We start from the raw sequence: 15953 nt of genomic DNA, 5'->3' as shown, positions 1-15953 counted from the left end.
TTACCTGCGTCAGGGGCGCAGCACGAGGCGTAAATCATTGGCCAACTGGTGAATCTGAGCGTCGCTCAAGGCGCCGAGCGACAGCCGTAGCCCGTGGGATGGGGCATCAATAGCGAAAATTTCACCTTCACGAACCAGCCAGCCGGCGCGGGCTAAATGCAGAGCCACGGGTTGGGCGGGTTCGTTCAACGGTAGCCAGAAGTTGAGACCATCTCCAGCAGGGAGCGGGTCAAAGCCGTGGCACGCCAGAGCTGCAGCCAGCGTTTCATTTTGCTGGCGATAATGGCGCCGGCTTCGCTCCAGTACATCAGTAAAGGTACCGTCGCTCAGGCAGGCGAAGGCCAGATCCTGCAGCAGATGGCTGACCCACTGGCTGCCGGCATTGAGCCGCAGGCGCAACGCCGCCGAGGTGGTGCTATCGCTGGCGACAAACGCCAGCCGCAGGTCCGGCCCGAGGGTTTTGGACATTGAGCGCACCAGCGCCCAGCGCTGTGTCGTCGCCGGGAGCGGCGAGTGCCAGGGCGCTGACGATAGCAGCGCGAAGTGGTCATCGATAATCACCAGCACCTGCGGATAGCGGGCCAGTACTTCCTGAATCGCCATGGCACGGGCGTCGCTGAGGCTGCAGCCGGTAGGATTATGCGCGCGGGGCGTGACGATGACCGCACGAGCGCCGTTGCGTAGGGCAATCTCCAGCGCTTCAGGTTGCATTCCCTGCTCATCGACCGCCACCGGGCAGGCGTTAAAGCCGGTGTAGCGCAGCATGTTGATGCTGCTGAGGAAGCAAGGGTCTTCGACGACCACGCCATCGCCAGGAAGCAGCAGGGCGCAGAGCAGGCGCTCCAGCGCGTCGATAGCGCCGCTGGTCAGGTTAATCTCAGCATCTCTTTGCAAATCCTCGTGCATCCAGCGCTGCGCCCAGCGTCGCAGCTCAGGCTTGACGGCGTCGTCGCCATAGAGATGCGGGGTCAGGGAGAGCTGGCTCAGATAGCGGGTGAGATCGGGCAGAAGGCGTGGGTCCGGATTGCCGCTGGAGATATCGTTCAGCGGGGAGGCGGGATCCCGGCCTTCCAGCGCCGGCGGCGTGGTCAACCCTCTGATAACCGTTCCGTTACGGCCCTGGCTGCTGGCCAGACCGGTGCTGACCAGCCGTTTGTAAGCGGCGGCTACGGTATTGCGGTTAACCGTCAGGTCCGCCGCCAGCTCTCGTACCGGAGGCAGAGAGGCACCGGGTTTTAATACTCCGCTCTGGACCAGATGACGGATGTTATCAAAAATCTCACTGGCGGTTTTTCCAACGATCATCATTGACCTATGACAAAATGGATTTTAGCATAGGACGAATGATAATCAGGGTATGACCCGCTGTCCAGCGGGGGGAGAAGGGATGGGCCAGCAAGACGAAATACAATCGGTGCTCTTCAATGACAAGAGCCGGGCGCTGCAGGTCGATATCGTCGCCGTGCAGTCGCAGGTGGTGTACGGTAGCGTCGGCAACAGCATTGCGGTACCGGCCATTAAACAGCATGGACTGCGGGTTATGGCGGTGCCGACCGTGTTATTCAGTAATACTCCACACTACGATACCTTCTACGGCGGGGTGATCCCGGAAGCGTGGTTTACAGGCTATTTGCAGGCCCTTGAGGAGCGCGATGCGCTGCGTGAGCTGCGGGCGGTGACTACGGGTTATATGGGCAGCGCGATACAGATTGAACGCCTGGCGCAGTGGCTACACCGAATTCGCGAATCCCATCCCCATCTGTGTATTCTTGTCGATCCGGTGATTGGCGATGTGGATAGCGGCATCTACGTGAAGGCCGAAATCCCGGATGCCTATCGTCAGCATCTGCTGCCGCTGGCCGAGGGCATTACGCCAAACCTGTTTGAGCTGGAAACGCTGAGCGGGATGCCTTGTCATAATCAGCAGGAAGCGGTGATTGCCGCGCGTAGTCTGTTATCTGATACCTTGAAGTGGGTGGTCATCACCAGCGCGCCAGGCGTCGACAACGCGACGATCAACCTGCTGGTGGTTACGGCGGATTCTGTTGAGGTGGTGGTCCATCCGCGGGTCGAAACGGATTTGAAGGGAACCGGCGATCTGTTCTGTGCCGAGTTGATTAGCGGGCTGGTTTCTGGTCTGGCGCTGGGAGAAGCGACGCACGCTGCGGCGCAACGCGTTCTGGCGGTGATGACCTGGACTGCGCAACAGGGTTGCGATGAGCTGATTCTGCCGCCGCTGGCGTGAGGTCTTTGCGATAAAAAAATGGCGCCGGAAGGCGCCATTTTTTCTGCGGCAAGAATTACTTCTTGATGCGAATGACCGGGGTTTCACCCACGGTTACGCTACCGGACAGTTTGATCAGCTCTTTGATCTCGTCCATGTTGGAGATAACAACCGGAGTCAGGGTAGACTTGGCTTTCTCTTCCAGCAGCGGCAGATCGAATTCGATGACCGGGTCACCGACTTTCACACGCTGACCTTCTTCGGCAATGCGTTTGAAGCCTTCGCCTTTCAGCTCAACGGTATCAATACCGAAGTGAACGAAAAGTTCGATACCACTATCAGATTCAATAGAGAATGCATGGTTGGTTTCAAAGATTTTACCGATGGTACCATCTACCGGCGCTACCATTTTGTTGCCGGTAGGTTTGATAGCAATGCCATCACCCACAATTTTTTCCGCAAAAACTACATCCGGCACGTCTTCGATGTTGACGATCTCGCCAGAGAGCGGAGCAACAATCTCAATAGTTCCGGAGTCTTTTTTGTCATCAGAAACCAGAGATTTCAATTTATCGAACAAACCCATGATCTTCTCCTAAGCAGTAATTTGGGCCGCGCATCTCGTTGATTAGCAGATTGTTTTTTCTTCAATGAACTTGTTAACCAGCGTCATTAACTCGTCCGTTGTCGGTTGAGCAAGAGCCTGCTCTGCTAATACTTTCGCATCTTCGAAGTTCGTGTTACGAATAATCTTCTTGATACGCGGGATGGAAATGGCGCTCATAGAGAATTCGTCCAGCCCCATACCCAGCAACAGAAGTGTAGCACGTTCATCGCCCGCAAGCTCACCACACATGCCAGTCCATTTTCCTTCAGCGTGAGAAGCATCAATAACTTGCTTAATCAGCGTCAGGACAGATGGCGACATTGGCTGGTAAAGATGTGAAATCATATCATTACCACGGTCAACTGCCAGAGTATATTGCGTTAAATCATTGGTTCCGATACTAAAGAAATCGACTTCTTTTGCTAAATGACGAGCAATCGTTGCCGCGGCTGGTGTTTCAACCATCACGCCGACTTCGATGGTTTCGTCGAATGCTTTGCCTTCGTCACGCAGTTCCTGCTTGTAGATTTCAATCTCTTTCTTCAGTGCACGCACTTCTTCAACAGAGATGATCATCGGGAACATGATGCGAAGTTTACCGAAAGCAGAGGCACGCAGGATGGCGCGAACCTGGTCACGCAGGATCTCTTTACGATCCATCGCGATACGCACGGCACGCCAGCCGAGGAACGGGTTCTCTTCTTTCGGGAAGTTCATGTACGGCAGTTCTTTGTCGCCGCCGATGTCCATGGTGCGCACGATGACGGCCTGAGAGCCACAGGCCTCAGCAACCGCTTTGTAGGCAGCGAACTGTTCTTCTTCAGTTGGCAGCGCGTCACGGTCCATGAACAGGAATTCTGTACGATACAGGCCTACGCCTTCTGCGCCGTTGCGCTCTGCGCCATCGACGTCACGTACGGTACCAATGTTGGCACAGACTTCAACCTGATGTCCGTCCAGCGTAATCGCCGGCAGATCTTTCAGTTTAGCCAGCTCCGCTTTTTCTTCTGCGACCTGGGCCTGCAGATTGCGCAGCTCTTCGATTTGTTCGTTGGTCGGGTTAACCAGAACCTGGTTATTGACCGCGTCGAGGACCAGATAATCGCCGTTTTTCACCTGCGTGGTGACGCTACCGGTGCCCACAATGGCCGGCAGTTCAAGAGAACGCGCCATGATAGAGGTGTGGGAAGTACGGCCACCAGCGTCGGTGATGAAACCCAGCACCTTGTTCAGGTTCAGCTGTGCGGTTTCCGACGGGGTGAGATCGGCTGCAACCAGAATCACTTCGTCCTGGATTGCGCTCAGATCGATAATTGCCAGACCGAGGATATTGCGCAGCAGACGCTTACCGATATCACGTACGTCAGCGGCACGTTCTTTCAGGTATTCATCGTCCAGCTCTTCCAGCGCAGTGGCCTGACCTTCGATAATTTCATTGGCTGCCGCGTCGGCAGTCATGTGCTTATCTTTAATCAGGGCTATGATTTCCTGCTCAAGCTCCTCATCTTCCAGCAGCATGATGTGCCCTTCGAAGATGGCTTCTTTTTCTTCACCGAAAGTTTCACCAGCTTTGGTTTTGATGACCTCCAGCTGGGCGGAGGCCTTGGTGCGGCCGCTCAGGAAACGTTCGACTTCCTGGTCAACCTTATCGGCAGAAATTTTCTTCCGGTCGATGACAATTTCGTCTTCTTTCAGCAGGAGAGCCTTACCGAAAGCGATACCCGGGGATGCTAAAATGCCTGAAATCATAACCCTACCTTACTTGTGACTGATATTAAAAAGAACCCGTGAACTTATTCGAGTTCAGCCATCAGTTTTACCAGATGCTCAACTGCTTTTTGCTCATCTTCGCCTTCAGCGGAGATGGTTACAACGGTACCCTGAGTCAGACCCAGAGTTTGCAGTTTGAACAAGCTTTTGGCGCTGGCGCTTTTGCCGTTGGAGGTCACAGTGATCTCAGAAGTGAAGCCTTTCGCTTCTTTAACAAACTGAGCAGCAGGGCGGGTGTGCAGACCGTTCGGAGCGGTAATGGTAACTTCTTGCTGGAACATTATATTTCCCCAACTTATAGGTTTAGTGTTGTGGACCTAAAGTCTAGCCTAACGGCGAGGCTTTAGCCTGTATTGTTAGCGCCGGCGTTACGTGTCTGGCTAAGGTGTCAACAGCGTGTTTGCTGTGAGGACCATCTGGCCGTTGACGTCTGGCACGTCATTAAACATTATGCAGCGAAAGGAAGACTTGAACCAAATCATAAAATCGATTCAGCACGTGGAAATCCGATTTTGAATAATTTCGCGCATCAAAATAAATGTGTTGGTTAAATACCAGACCCTACGCGGTGAATCAATGCCAGGAGGGGTAAAACTTTGACGTATGCCACAAAAAAGCACCTAAAAAGGTGCTTTTTTACACGATGCTAGCCGGATGGCATCACTGTTGCAGTTCTTTCTCGGTGAAGAGATCGGCAAACAGTGCTGTGCTTAAATAACGCTCACCTGAAGACGGTAGGATAACCACAATATTCTTATTGGTAAAGGCCTCATCTTCCTGCAGTTTGAGTGCCGCGGCGACGGCCGCACCGGAAGAGATACCCGCCAGAATACCTTCTTCATCCATCAGACGACGCGCGGTGGAGATGGCTTCTTCGTTGGTGATGCCCACGACTTTATCGATCAGCTTCAGATCAAGGTTACCAGGGATAAAGCCGGCACCGATACCCTGAATTTTGTGCGGGCCTGGTTTCAGCTCCACGCCAGCCAGCGCCTGAGCGATAACCGGGGAGTCGGTCGGTTCCACCGCAACGGAGAACAGATCTTTTTTGCCCTTGGTCCCTTTGATGTAGCGGCTCACGCCGGTCAGCGTACCGCCGGTACCGACGCCTGCGATGAACACATCAACCTGGCCGTCGGTATCTTCCCAGATTTCCGGGCCGGTGGTTTTTTCGTGAATTTCCGGGTTGGCCGGGTTGCTGAATTGCTGCAGCAGCAGATATTTTTCCGGATCGCTGGCGACGATCTCTTCGGCTTTCTGGATGGCGCCTTTCATGCCCTTCGCGCCTTCGGTCAGCACCAGGTTGGCTCCCAGCGCTTTCAGCAGTTTGCGACGTTCGATACTCATGGTTTCCGGCATGGTCAGCGTCAGCTTATAGCCGCGCGCTGCCGCAACATAGGCCAGAGCAATCCCGGTGTTGCCGCTTGTCGGCTCGACTAACTCGACGCCGGCTTTCAGCACGCCGCGTTTTTCGGCATCCCAAATCATATTGGCACCGATTCGGCATTTCACGCTAAAGCTCGGGTTGCGAGACTCGACTTTCGCCAGGATGCGTCCGTTACCGATTCGGTTCAGTCGTACTAACGGCGTGTGGCCGATAGTCAGGGAGTTGTCTTCAAAAATCTTACTCATGGCCCGTCCTTAACTGTATGAAATTTGGGAGTACGGCTCCAGCATACCCGCTTAAGGAATATGCGGAAGTAAGGAAATAGCATATCTATATTCGGAAGGGAAATAATGATGAGCCAGAAGGAATAAGGCCCGGCATATAGCGGTTCTGCTTCAGGCCATCGTGCCATTGGCCTGAAACAGTTATCGAAGGAAGAGGGGGGGGTTACTTCCACATCGCGTGTTTATCGCGATAGCAGTCGACCCACATGGCCGTTGCCCCACAAATAGCGACCGGCAGAATCACCAGGTTCAGAACGGGGATCATCGTGAACAAGCTGGTGAGGGCGCCAAACTGCATATTGGTCACCTTACGGGTACGCAGCGCCTCGCGCATGGTTTTAAAGGGCACTTTATGGTTATCGAACGGGTAGTCGCAGTACTGGATGGCCAGCATCCACGCGCTAAACAGGAACCACAGTACCGGCGCCACGGTCTGGCCGATGCCGGGGATGAAATAGAGGATCAGCAACACGATCGCCCGCGGCAGGTACCAGGAAAGCTTCTGCCATTCTCGCTTCATAATGCGCGGCACATCTTTCATGATGCCGAAAACGCCGACGTCCGGCGGGGTGGCGCCGGTCAGGCGGGCTTCCAGCTGTTCGGCGAGCAGGCCGCTAAACGGGGCGGCAATCCAGTTTGCAATCGTTGAGAAAAAGTAACCGAACACCAGCAGGATCGAGATAACTACGATAGGCCACAGCAGATAGTTCAGCCATTGTAACCATTCGGGCACGTGACCCATCAACGACGGGATCCAGCTATCGAGGCGTGTAAACAGCCACCAGAAGGCGCCGCCCATCAGGATAATGTTGACTAATAAAGGCAAAAAGACGAAACGACGAATGCCGGGCAGGGCGATCAGTTTCCAGCCCTGTGAAAAATAGTAGACGCCACTACGCGGGGTAGATGCGGATGTTGAAACCATGGTCAGGCAATGCTCCTGTTTTGACATTCAGACTGAATGCCCGCTTATTTTATCGGGTTGCCAGACAATAACCAGTTAGGAAATGTTCGAAAAAACAGCAAAAAGCACGATTTAGTTCATCTTTATGTAGTGAAAGCGGCAGACGCACTTGCACTCGACGTAATCGACAAATACTCTTAGTAAGTAAATGTTTGCCGTGGTGGCAAGGTGTTAGAACAACAGAGAATATAATGATGCAGGATTTGCGTCTGATATTAATCATTGTTGGCGCGATCGCCATACTCGCTTTACTGGTACACGGTTTCTGGACCAGCCGTAAAGAACGTTCCTCGATGTTTCGCGATCGCCCACTGAAACGTATGAAGTCTCGCGATGACGAAGAGTCTGAGAGCGATGACGTTGATGACGATGTTGAAGGCGTGGGTGAAGTTCGCGTTCACCGGGTTAATCACGCCCCTAATGGCGTGCACGGTGAGCAAGAAGCTCCTCGTCAGGCGCCGCCGCAACACCAATATCAGCCTCCTTATGAGCGTCAGGTTCAGCAACCTGTTCGCCCGGAAGAGCCGGTACGCCAGCAGCCTGTGCAGCATCAGGTTCCACAACCTCAGGTGCCGCAGCAACCGCAGCCTGCCGTGCAACAGCCGGTACCACCGCAATATCAGCCACCGCCTCAGCAGCCTGCGGTGCAGCAGAACACGCCGCCGCATCAGCCGGCCCCTGTTCAGCCAACGCAGCCTGTCGCACCGCCACAACCGGCCGCCGCGCAGCCTCAGCCAGCTCCTGAACCTCAGGTCGCTGAACCGGCTCCTCAGCCGAAAGAGCGTAAAGAAACGGTCATTGTGATGAACGTCTCCGCGCATCAGGGCACGCAGATAAACGGCGAAGTGCTGATCAACAGCATTCAGCAGGCGGGATTTAAATTTGGCGACATGAATATTTTCCATCGCCACCTTAGCCCGGACGGCAGCGGTCAGGTGCTGTTCAGCCTGGCAAATATGGTCAAACCGGGTACGTTCAATCCGGATGGCATGGCGGATATGACCACGCCTGGCGTGACTATCTTTATGCAGGTCCCGTCGTTTGGTGATGAACTGCAAAACTTTAAGCTGATGCTGCAATCTGCACAGTACATTGCTGACGAAGTTGGTGGTGTCGTGCTGGACGATCAGCGTCGGATGATGACTCCGCAAAAGCTGCGCGAATATCAAGACCGTATTCGTGAAGTGAAAGAGGCCAACGCCTGATTTTTCCTCCCGGCGTTTCGTCTTCCAATCCAGAACCCCCGCCTGCCGGGGGTTTTTTATCATTGATGGTGCGATATGGAACCGATCGAACAAAAACTGACTGAACTGCGAGCCACGCTTCGCCATCATGAATATCTGTACCATGTTATGGATACCCCGGAGATTCCCGATGCGGAATATGACCGGTTGATGGGCGAATTGCGTGAGCTGGAAGCCAGCCATCCGGAACTGATTACCTCTGATTCACCAACCCAACGCGTCGGGGCGACTCCGCTGGCCTCATTCAGCCAGATTCGCCATGACGTACCGATGCTGTCACTGGATAACGTCTTTGATGAAGAGAGCTTCCTGGCCTTCAACAAGCGCGTTCAGGACCGTCTGAAGAGCAGCGATGATCTGGTTTATTGCTGCGAGCTGAAGCTGGACGGGTTAGCGGTCAGTATTCTGTATGAAAACGGCGTATTGATTCAGGCGGCGACGCGCGGCGACGGGACCACCGGCGAGGATATTACCTCCAACGTCAGAACGATTCGCGCCATCCCGCTGAAGCTGCGCGGCGACAACATTCCGGCGCGCCTGGAAGTGCGCGGTGAAGTGTTCTTGCCGCAGGCCGGCTTTGAAAAAATTAACGACGAAGCCCGCCGCACCGGCGGAAAAGTGTTTGCCAACCCGCGTAATGCGGCGGCAGGTTCTCTGCGCCAGCTTGACCCGCGTATTACGGCGAAGCGACCACTTACTTTCTTCTGCTACGGTGTGGGCGTGCTGGATGGCGGAGTACTGCCGGAAAGCCATTCTGGCCGCCTGCAGCAGTTTAAGGCGTGGGGATTGCCGGTGAGCGACCGGGTGAAACTGTGTCACACCCCAGAGGAAGTACTTACTTACTATCGTAAGGTCGAGCAGGACCGCCCGCACTTAGGCTTTGATATTGATGGCGTGGTGATCAAAGTAGACTCCCTGGCGTTGCAGGAGCAGTTGGGATTTGTTGCCCGGGCACCGCGCTGGGCCGTTGCTTTTAAATTCCCGGCGCAAGAACAGATGACCTTCGTGCGTGACGTGGAGTTCCAGGTCGGGCGCACCGGGGCGATTACGCCGGTAGCACGCCTGGAGCCGGTACATGTGGCTGGCGTTCTGGTGAGCAACGCCACCTTGCATAACGCCGATGAAATTGCCCGCCTGGGTCTGCGCATTGGCGATAAAGTGGTGATTCGTCGTGCAGGCGACGTTATCCCCCAGGTTGTGAACGTTGTGCTGTCTGAACGCCCGGAGGATACGCGAGAAATCGAATTTCCGACCCATTGCCCGGTCTGTAACTCGGACGTTGAACGCGTGGAAGGCGAAGCGGTGACGCGCTGTACCGGCGGGTTAATCTGCGGCGCGCAGCGTAAAGAAGCCCTAAAACATTTCGTCTCACGTCGCGCATTAGATGTGGAAGGGATGGGGGACAAAATCATCGACCAGCTGGTGGAAAAAGAGTATGTCCACACGCCGGCCGATCTGTTCCGTTTGAGCGCCGGTAAGCTTACGGGCCTGGACCGAATGGGGCCGAAATCCGCGCAAAACGTGGTGAATGCGCTGGAAAAATCCAAACAGACCACTTTTGCGCGCTTCCTGTATGCGCTGGGCATTCGTGAAGTAGGCGAAGCCACGGCGGCGGGGCTGGCGGCCTACTTTGGCACTATCGAAGCGCTGGAGCAGGCTTCTATTGAAGAGCTGCAAAAAGTTCAGGATGTCGGGATCGTCGTCGCTACGCACGTCTTCAACTTCTTCGCTGAAGAGAGCAACCGCGATGTGATTGCTCAACTGCGGACCGAAGGCGTCAGTTGGCCTGCGCCGGTGGTGGTCAATGCCGAGGAAATCGATAGTCCGTTCGCCGGTAAAACGGTGGTGCTGACCGGCAGCCTGAGCCAGCTGTCGCGCGACGACGCGAAGGCACGGTTGCTTGCCTTGGGGGCGAAAGTGGCCGGCAGCGTATCGAAAAAAACCGATCTGGTGATTGCCGGTGAAGCGGCGGGTTCTAAGCTGGCTAAAGCGCAGGAGCTCGGCATCGAGGTGATCGACGAAGCCGAAATGCTGCGTCTGCTGGGAGATTAACATGGATAAAGCGCAGCTCATCGAGATTGCCAATACGGAAATGCCGTTTGGCAAATATAAAGGTCGTCGCCTGATTGATGTGCCGGAAGAGTATTTGCTGTGGTTTGCCCGCAAGGATCAGTTTCCTGCCGGGCATCTTGGCGAGCTGATGGCGTTAACCTTGTTGATTAAAACCGAAGGGCTGACCCAGCTGGTTCAGCCCTTAAAGCAGCCGCGTTAAGCTTCAGAGGCGCGGGCTTTCTCCTGCGCCTGCAAGGCTTCTGCCTGTCGTTTATAGCGTCGTGCCAGCACGGCGCAAACCATCAGCTGAATCTGATGGAAAATCATCAGCGGCAGCACCATGATCCCCAGAATTGACGTCGGGAAGAGAATATTGGCCATCGGAATGCCGTTTGCCAGACTCTTTTTCGACCCGCAGAAGACAATCGTGATTTCATCGGCCTTGTTAAAGCCACAGCGGCGGGCGACGAAAATGTTGATCGCGATGACGATAGCCAGCAGTACCAGGCTGACGACGACGATGAACAGCAGCGACCCAATCCCCACTTTATGCCAGATCCCGTTAACCACCGCTTCGCTGAACGCCGAGTAGACCACCAGCAGAATTGAGGTCTGGTCGGTTTTTGAGATCCACTTTTTATGCCGCGCCACCCAATCGCCAATCCACGGACGAGACAGGTGACCAAGTACAAACGGCAGCAGCAGTTGCAGCATAATTTTCCCGACCTGCTCTACGCTTCCTCCTGCACCGTGCAGGTTCATCAGCAACCCGACCAGCAACGGCGACACAAAGATCCCCAGCAGGCTTGATGCCGACGCCGAACAGACGGCCGCTGCGACGTTACCACCGGCCAGTGAGGTAAAAGCAATTGCCGACTGGACGGTGGCGGGCAGGATGCACAGATAAATAAAGCCGGTATACAGCGCCGGGTCGACGTTAATGGGTGCCCACCAGGCGAACAGGACCCCTAAAACCGGGAAGACCACAAAGGTGCTGCACATGACCCACAGGTGTAAACGCCAGTGGCTTCCCCCGGCGACGATCGCCTCGCGGGAGAGTTTGGCACCATGCATGAAAAACAGCAGCGCGATGGCGGCGGTGGTCAGATACTCAAAGAAGGGGACAAAGTTGCCGCGGGCCGGGAAAAAAGAGGCCAGCAGTACTACGGTCACGAGGGTAAGGGTAAATGGATCAAGAATGCGGAAAAGTTTCATAAACGCTCCTGAAAATCGATGTCGCTATTGTGCTTTTTCTATTTTGAGAAATAAAATTGATTTATTGCATCTATTCATGAATAAAAGAGATGAATTACTCACTACGTCAGTTAAAGGTCTTCGTCACCGTTGCGCGGGTAAAGAGTTTCAGCCGGGCAGGGGAGATTATTGGTCTCAGCCAGTCTGCGGTCAGCCATAGTGTCAAAGAGCTGGAACACCAGACCGGCGTGCGCTTGCTTGACCGTACCACCCGGGAGGTAGCGCTGACGGAAGCCGGGCAGCAGCTGGCTGGTCGCCTTGAACGTCTGCTGGATGAGTTAAACAGTACGCTGCGTGATGCCGGGCGGGTAGGGCAACAGCTTTCGGGTACCGTCCGCGTAGCCGCCAGCCAGACGATTTCAGCGCACCTGATCCCGCAATGTATCGCACACAGCAATCAGCGTTACCCGGAGATAAGTTTTGTTCTCCACGATCGCCCCCAGCAATGGGTTCTGGAGAGTATTCGCCAGGGCGACGTGGATTTCGGCATCGTTATCGATCCCGGTGCTGCAACTGATTTGCAGTGTGAAACGGTGCTGGCCGAACCTTTTTTACTGCTCTGTCGCCAGGATCATCCTTTCGCTTCCATGGCGTCGGTGAGCTGGCAGGATCTTCAGGGGCAGCGCCTGGTATTGCAGGATTATGCTTCCGGTAGTCGTCCGCTGATTGATGCAGCCTTGCAGCATTTTTCGATAGAGCCGACCATCGTGCAGGAGATTGGCCATCCCGCGACCCTGTTTCCGATGGTGGAGTCCGGGATCGGTATCAGTATCCTGCCCGCGCTGGCATTGCCGCTTCCACAAGGAAGTCAGTTAGTGGTGAAACGATTGACGCCGATTGTGGAGCGACAGCTGATGCTGGCGCAGCGTAAGAACCGGTCGCTGTCGACCGCCGCGCAGGCGCTGTGGGAAGTGGTGCGTGAAGAGGGGCAAAATCTGACGTCAGCTCGTATGCAGGATCCGCTGTATCAACGATAAGTCGGTTAAGTCGACAGGATTGTTTCAGGAGGTGGCGGGTCGTGCAGGATGACTCGTTTCATTCTGCACAAATCGCGCATAGCAAAAAGGCGCCTTTAGGGCGCCTTTCTACATTGGTGGGTCGTGCAGGATTCGAACCTGCGACCAATTGATTAAAAGTCAACTGCTCTACCAACTGAGCTAACGACCCGAAGTGGTGGGTGATGACGGGATCGAACCGCCGACCCCCTCCTTGTAAGGGAGGTGCTCTCCCAGCTGAGCTAATCACCCACTTCGGTACTTCAAATTTTAACAAGAAATCCAGCTGGCGAGAAAGTGGTGGGTGATGACGGGATCGAACCGCCGACCCCCTCCTTGTAAGGGAGGTGCTCTCCCAGCTGAGCTAATCACCCACTTCTCAATTTCTTGTTACACGGCGGAGACTACCTAAGTAGTGGTGGGTGATGACGGGTTCGAACCGCCGACCCCCTCCTTGTAAGGGAGGTGCTCTCCCAGCTGAGCTAATCACCCCCGCTGTGTGGAGTCGCATTATAGGGAGAGTTGAAAATGAGTCAACGCCTTTTCTAAATAATTTGTTTGTTCGTCGTAAAATTAGCCAATGCGATCGTTAATGCGGCTGTGGCGCATGATTTATAAACAAAAATAGCAAAGCGTGACGTTCAGACCTGAACAACATTGAGGAATCAGCCCACAGTGTTAGAATAATCACCCATAAATACCCACGGACTCTGCCGGTTGTCGGCATCTTTATAAACGTAAGGCCAATTCATGAAAATCAAAACTCGCTTCGCGCCCAGCCCGACAGGCTATCTGCACGTTGGCGGCGCGCGTACTGCTCTCTATTCCTGGCTTTTTGCTCGTCACAACGGCGGTGAGTTTGTACTGCGTATTGAAGACACCGATCTTGAGCGCTCAACGCCGGAAGCAATTGAAGCCATCATGGATGGGATGAACTGGCTGAACCTGGAGTGGGACGAAGGTCCGTACTTCCAGACAAAACGTTTTGACCGCTACAACAGCGTTATTGATGAGATGCTGGAAGCGGGCACGGCGTATAAATGCTATTGCTCCAAAGAGCGTCTGGATGCGCTGCGTGAAGAGCAGATGGAGAAGGGCGAAAAACCGCGTTATGACGGACGCTGCCGCCACGGCCACGAACATCATGCTGATAACGAGCCGTGCGTCGTGCGTTTTGCTAACCCGCAGGACGGTTCTGTCATTTTTGATGACCAGATCCGTGGGCCAATCGAGTTTAGCAACCAGGAACTGGACGATCTGATCATTCGTCGTACCGATGGTTCCCCGACCTACAACTTCTGCGTGGTTGTGGATGACTGGGATATGGAGATCACCCACGTGATCCGTGGCGAAGACCATATCAACAACACCCCGCGTCAGATCAACATCCTGAAAGCGCTGAATGCGCCTGTCCCGGTGTATGCTCACGTTTCGATGATTAATGGCGATGATGGTAAAAAACTCTCTAAACGCCACGGTGCGGTCAGCGTCATGCAGTATCGTGATGATGGCTATCTGCCGGAAGCACTGCTGAACTACCTCGTGCGTCTGGGCTGGTCCAGCGGCGATCAGGAGATCTTCAGCCGTGAAGAGATGATCAAGTTGTTCTCACTGGGTGCGGTAAGCAAATCTGCCAGCGCGTTCAACACCGACAAACTGCTGTGGCTGAACCATCACTACATTAACTCGATGGCACCGGAATATGTGGCGACCTACCTGCAGTGGCACATTGAGCAGGCAAATATCGATACCCGTAACGGTCCGCAGCTGTCTGAGCTGGTGACTCTGCTGGGCGAACGTTGCAAAACCCTGAAAGAGATAGCGGCAAGCTGCCGTTACTTCTATGAAGAGTTTGCCGAGTTTGATGCCGACGCGGCGAAGAAACACCTGCGTCCGGTTGCGCGTCAGCCTCTGGAAGTGGTGCGTGATAAACTCGCTGCCCTCAGCGACTGGACGGCAGAAAACGTCCACCACGCCATTCAGGCAACGGCCGATGAGCTGGAAGTGGGGATGGGTAAAGTCGGGATGCCGCTGCGTGTGGCGGTAACGGGCGCTGGCCAGTCACCGGCGCTTGACGTGACGGTCCATGCTATCGGTAAAACCCGTAGCGTAGAACGTATTAACAGAGCGCTGGCATTTATTGCAGAACGCGAAAGCCAGCAATCCTGATTGCAGGCTTAACAAAACGGCGGGTTCTCTCCTGCCGTTTTTTTTGCTTATTTTTGGCTGGCAATGCCCAGACGTGACAAAAAGCCGCTGATCCCTTCGCGAACAAGTAGATCCCGCAGATGCTGTTGTTCTTCCGTCGTCATCAAATGCAGAATTTCGGTGATCTGCCGCCAGATGGCATCGGTTTCACTGACGACATAATGGCCGGAAGGTTCTGCCAGCTGATAGTCGGTAAGCAGATGCCGCAGTGCCGGAATGTTGGCAAGAAAATCGAGGACCGGCTTATCAATCACGATAAGACGTGCGCGACCACCTTTCACACCGGGAATGGCTTCCGTGCGCCAGTGTTGTTCTCTGACCCAACGATTAATCGTCTGTCTGGCAAGGCCAAGATAATCCGCCAGCTCTGCTGGGGTCATTTTATCTTTTAATTTCATCATGATGTTACTGGTCACGAATATCCAGACGCTGGAGTAGCCCGGTAATGCCTTCACGCAAAAGTAATGACATCAGCTGTTTTTGTTCGCCAGGGGTCATCTCTTTACTGAGCGTCAGGAGCAGGGGTTCAAGGTCGCTTTCGACGGTAGAATAAGAAGGGGCTGGCTCCGCCACGCGTTGGGCGCTGCGAATAAATGCTTTTACTTGCTCATTTACGTGCACGAGACGTGCCTTTCCGCCTTGTACTCCTGGACGGGGGGAGGTTTGCCACCCCTCTTTACGTACCCATTTATTGATCGTCTGCCGACTGAAGCCGGTGAGGTGGGCGATTTCTTCAGGTGTCATTCGTTCCTTGAGCATACTATTTCCTGAGTAAATATGTGGGAATTAGTTGTCCATGTTATAGCATCCTTTTACATGAAAGGGTGACATGTTTAACGTCTCCCTGCGATAAGGCTCGCAATGTCAGCGAGTTGCCTGCTTTTTCAGCGATCAAATAGCGAGGGGTCATTTTGCCGTTGACACCAGATGAAGGAATTCATATTATGCCGCCCGTCAACACGAC

The 15953-nt window shown here is 54.3% G+C and carries 15 protein-coding genes and 4 tRNA genes; 6 read left to right on the top strand and 13 right to left on the bottom strand.

The genetic code is table 11. From position 1 onward, the window contains the following. Window positions 1-9 precede the first annotated feature (9 nt). Entirely contained in the window at window positions 10-1305 is a 1296-nt protein-coding gene (ptsJ, locus tag EDF82_RS10005; RefSeq protein ID WP_123755317.1) for a transcriptional regulator PtsJ, read from the bottom strand. Between the two features lie 82 nt (window positions 1306-1387). Between ptsJ and pdxK the strand changes: the two genes are divergently transcribed. Beyond that, the gene (gene pdxK, locus EDF82_RS10000; protein ID WP_123755316.1) at window positions 1388-2245 is read left to right on the top strand and encodes a pyridoxine/pyridoxal/pyridoxamine kinase; all 858 of its coding nucleotides are present in this window, start codon (window positions 1388-1390) and stop codon (window positions 2243-2245) included. 55 nt (window positions 2246-2300) lie between these two features. On the opposite strand, the gene crr is transcribed toward pdxK, so the two are convergent. The 5 genes from crr to cysZ form a co-directional block, all read right to left on the bottom strand. Continuing rightward, entirely contained in the window at window positions 2301-2810 is a 510-nt protein-coding gene (gene crr / locus EDF82_RS09995; RefSeq protein WP_003861316.1) for a PTS glucose transporter subunit IIA, read from the bottom strand. Window positions 2811-2852: 42 nt separating this feature from the next. Then, on the bottom strand, window positions 2853-4580 hold the full coding sequence (gene ptsI, locus EDF82_RS09990; RefSeq protein WP_123755315.1) for a phosphoenolpyruvate-protein phosphotransferase PtsI: 1728 nt from the start codon (window positions 4578-4580) through the stop codon (window positions 2853-2855). Window positions 4581-4624: 44 nt separating this feature from the next. After that, window positions 4625-4882, bottom strand: a complete 258-nt coding sequence (ptsH, locus tag EDF82_RS09985; RefSeq protein ID WP_000487600.1) for a phosphocarrier protein Hpr — start codon at window positions 4880-4882, stop codon at window positions 4625-4627. Between the two features lie 379 nt (window positions 4883-5261). Beyond that, the gene (gene cysK / locus EDF82_RS09975) at window positions 5262-6233 is read right to left on the bottom strand and encodes a cysteine synthase A (protein ID WP_123755313.1); all 972 of its coding nucleotides are present in this window, start codon (window positions 6231-6233) and stop codon (window positions 5262-5264) included. A gap of 202 nt (window positions 6234-6435) precedes the next feature. Then, window positions 6436-7197, bottom strand: a complete 762-nt coding sequence (gene cysZ / locus EDF82_RS09970; protein WP_123755312.1) for a sulfate transporter CysZ — start codon at window positions 7195-7197, stop codon at window positions 6436-6438. A gap of 230 nt (window positions 7198-7427) precedes the next feature. On the opposite strand from cysZ, the gene zipA reads away from it, so the two are divergent. The 3 genes from zipA to EDF82_RS09955 all read left to right on the top strand — a co-directional run bounded on the left by zipA (window position 7428) and on the right by EDF82_RS09955 (window position 10752). Beyond that, the gene (zipA, locus tag EDF82_RS09965; RefSeq protein ID WP_187042495.1) at window positions 7428-8441 is read left to right on the top strand and encodes a cell division protein ZipA; all 1014 of its coding nucleotides are present in this window, start codon (window positions 7428-7430) and stop codon (window positions 8439-8441) included. 75 nt (window positions 8442-8516) lie between these two features. Then, on the top strand, window positions 8517-10532 hold the full coding sequence (gene ligA / locus EDF82_RS09960; RefSeq protein WP_123755311.1) for an NAD-dependent DNA ligase LigA: 2016 nt from the start codon (window positions 8517-8519) through the stop codon (window positions 10530-10532). A gap of 1 nt (window position 10533) precedes the next feature. Further along, entirely contained in the window at window positions 10534-10752 is a 219-nt protein-coding gene (locus EDF82_RS09955) for a DUF3820 family protein (RefSeq protein ID WP_013878164.1), read from the top strand. Here the strand turns inward: EDF82_RS09955 and EDF82_RS09950 are convergent. Further along, window positions 10749-11747: a bile acid:sodium symporter family protein gene (locus tag EDF82_RS09950; RefSeq protein ID WP_123755310.1), complete on the bottom strand. Its 999-nt coding sequence runs from the start codon at window positions 11745-11747 to the stop codon at window positions 10749-10751. The genes EDF82_RS09955 and EDF82_RS09950 overlap by 4 nt on opposite strands. Window positions 11748-11836: 89 nt before the next feature. Between EDF82_RS09950 and EDF82_RS09945 the strand changes: the two genes are divergently transcribed. Next, complete coding sequence (locus EDF82_RS09945; protein WP_123755309.1) at window positions 11837-12763, top strand: LysR family transcriptional regulator; 927 nt, start codon at window positions 11837-11839, stop codon at window positions 12761-12763. Window positions 12764-12877: 114 nt separating this feature from the next. Here EDF82_RS09945 and EDF82_RS09940 read toward each other — a convergent pair. The 4 genes from EDF82_RS09940 to EDF82_RS09925 form a co-directional block, all read right to left on the bottom strand. After that, window positions 12878-12953, bottom strand: a tRNA-Lys gene (locus tag EDF82_RS09940). A 4-nt stretch (window positions 12954-12957) separates the two neighbouring features. Further along, window positions 12958-13033 (bottom strand) — tRNA-Val (locus EDF82_RS09935). A 46-nt stretch (window positions 13034-13079) separates the two neighbouring features. Beyond that, window positions 13080-13155 (bottom strand) — tRNA-Val (locus EDF82_RS09930). Between the two features lie 42 nt (window positions 13156-13197). Further along, a tRNA-Val gene (locus EDF82_RS09925) sits at window positions 13198-13273 on the bottom strand. 258 nt (window positions 13274-13531) lie between these two features. Between EDF82_RS09925 and gltX the strand changes: the two genes are divergently transcribed. Further along, window positions 13532-14950, top strand: coding sequence for a glutamate--tRNA ligase (gltX, locus tag EDF82_RS09920; RefSeq protein WP_123755308.1), 1419 nt, complete (start codon window positions 13532-13534; stop codon window positions 14948-14950). A 47-nt stretch (window positions 14951-14997) separates the two neighbouring features. Here the strand turns inward: gltX and EDF82_RS09915 are convergent, their stop codons facing one another. Together EDF82_RS09915 and EDF82_RS09910 are read right to left on the bottom strand one after the other, a co-directional pair. After that, window positions 14998-15390, bottom strand: coding sequence for a YfeC-like transcriptional regulator (locus tag EDF82_RS09915; RefSeq protein ID WP_123755533.1), 393 nt, complete (start codon window positions 15388-15390; stop codon window positions 14998-15000). Window positions 15391-15394: 4 nt separating this feature from the next. After that, on the bottom strand, window positions 15395-15748 hold the full coding sequence (locus tag EDF82_RS09910) for a YfeC-like transcriptional regulator (RefSeq protein ID WP_123755307.1): 354 nt from the start codon (window positions 15746-15748) through the stop codon (window positions 15395-15397). Window positions 15749-15953: the final 205 nt, after the last annotated feature.

Origin of the sequence: Klebsiella sp. BIGb0399 (genome assembly GCF_003752615.1) — a bacterium.
Classification (GTDB): domain Bacteria; phylum Pseudomonadota; class Gammaproteobacteria; order Enterobacterales; family Enterobacteriaceae; genus Klebsiella; species Klebsiella lignicola.
The sequence above is the reverse complement of the archived record's forward strand: the minus strand, read 5'-3'. Positions and strand labels throughout refer to the sequence as shown.

Excerpts from the sequence above, each read along its gene's own strand:
- crr (WP_003861316.1), bottom strand. The coding sequence starts at position 2,810 with ATGGGTTTGTTCGATAAATTGAAATCTCTGGTTTCTGATGACAAAAAA.
- ptsH (WP_000487600.1), bottom strand. The coding sequence starts at position 4,882 with ATGTTCCAGCAAGAAGTTACCATTACCGCTCCGAACGGTCTGCACACC.
- gltX (WP_123755308.1), top strand. The coding sequence starts at position 13,532 with ATGAAAATCAAAACTCGCTTCGCGCCCAGCCCGACAGGCTATCTGCAC.
- ligA (WP_123755311.1), top strand. The coding sequence starts at position 8,517 with ATGGAACCGATCGAACAAAAACTGACTGAACTGCGAGCCACGCTTCGC.
- EDF82_RS09915 (WP_123755533.1), bottom strand. The coding sequence starts at position 15,390 with ATGATGAAATTAAAAGATAAAATGACCCCAGCAGAGCTGGCGGATTAT.
- ptsJ (WP_123755317.1), bottom strand. The coding sequence starts at position 1,305 with ATGATCGTTGGAAAAACCGCCAGTGAGATTTTTGATAACATCCGTCAT.
- zipA (WP_187042495.1), top strand. The coding sequence starts at position 7,428 with ATGATGCAGGATTTGCGTCTGATATTAATCATTGTTGGCGCGATCGCC.
- cysK (WP_123755313.1), bottom strand. The coding sequence starts at position 6,233 with ATGAGTAAGATTTTTGAAGACAACTCCCTGACTATCGGCCACACGCCG.
- EDF82_RS09910 (WP_123755307.1), bottom strand. The coding sequence starts at position 15,748 with ATGCTCAAGGAACGAATGACACCTGAAGAAATCGCCCACCTCACCGGC.
- cysZ (WP_123755312.1), bottom strand. The coding sequence starts at position 7,197 with ATGGTTTCAACATCCGCATCTACCCCGCGTAGTGGCGTCTACTATTTT.
- EDF82_RS09945 (WP_123755309.1), top strand. The coding sequence starts at position 11,837 with ATGAATTACTCACTACGTCAGTTAAAGGTCTTCGTCACCGTTGCGCGG.
- EDF82_RS09950 (WP_123755310.1), bottom strand. The coding sequence starts at position 11,747 with ATGAAACTTTTCCGCATTCTTGATCCATTTACCCTTACCCTCGTGACC.
- pdxK (WP_123755316.1), top strand. The coding sequence starts at position 1,388 with ATGGGCCAGCAAGACGAAATACAATCGGTGCTCTTCAATGACAAGAGC.
- ptsI (WP_123755315.1), bottom strand. The coding sequence starts at position 4,580 with ATGATTTCAGGCATTTTAGCATCCCCGGGTATCGCTTTCGGTAAGGCT.
- EDF82_RS09955 (WP_013878164.1), top strand. The coding sequence starts at position 10,534 with ATGGATAAAGCGCAGCTCATCGAGATTGCCAATACGGAAATGCCGTTT.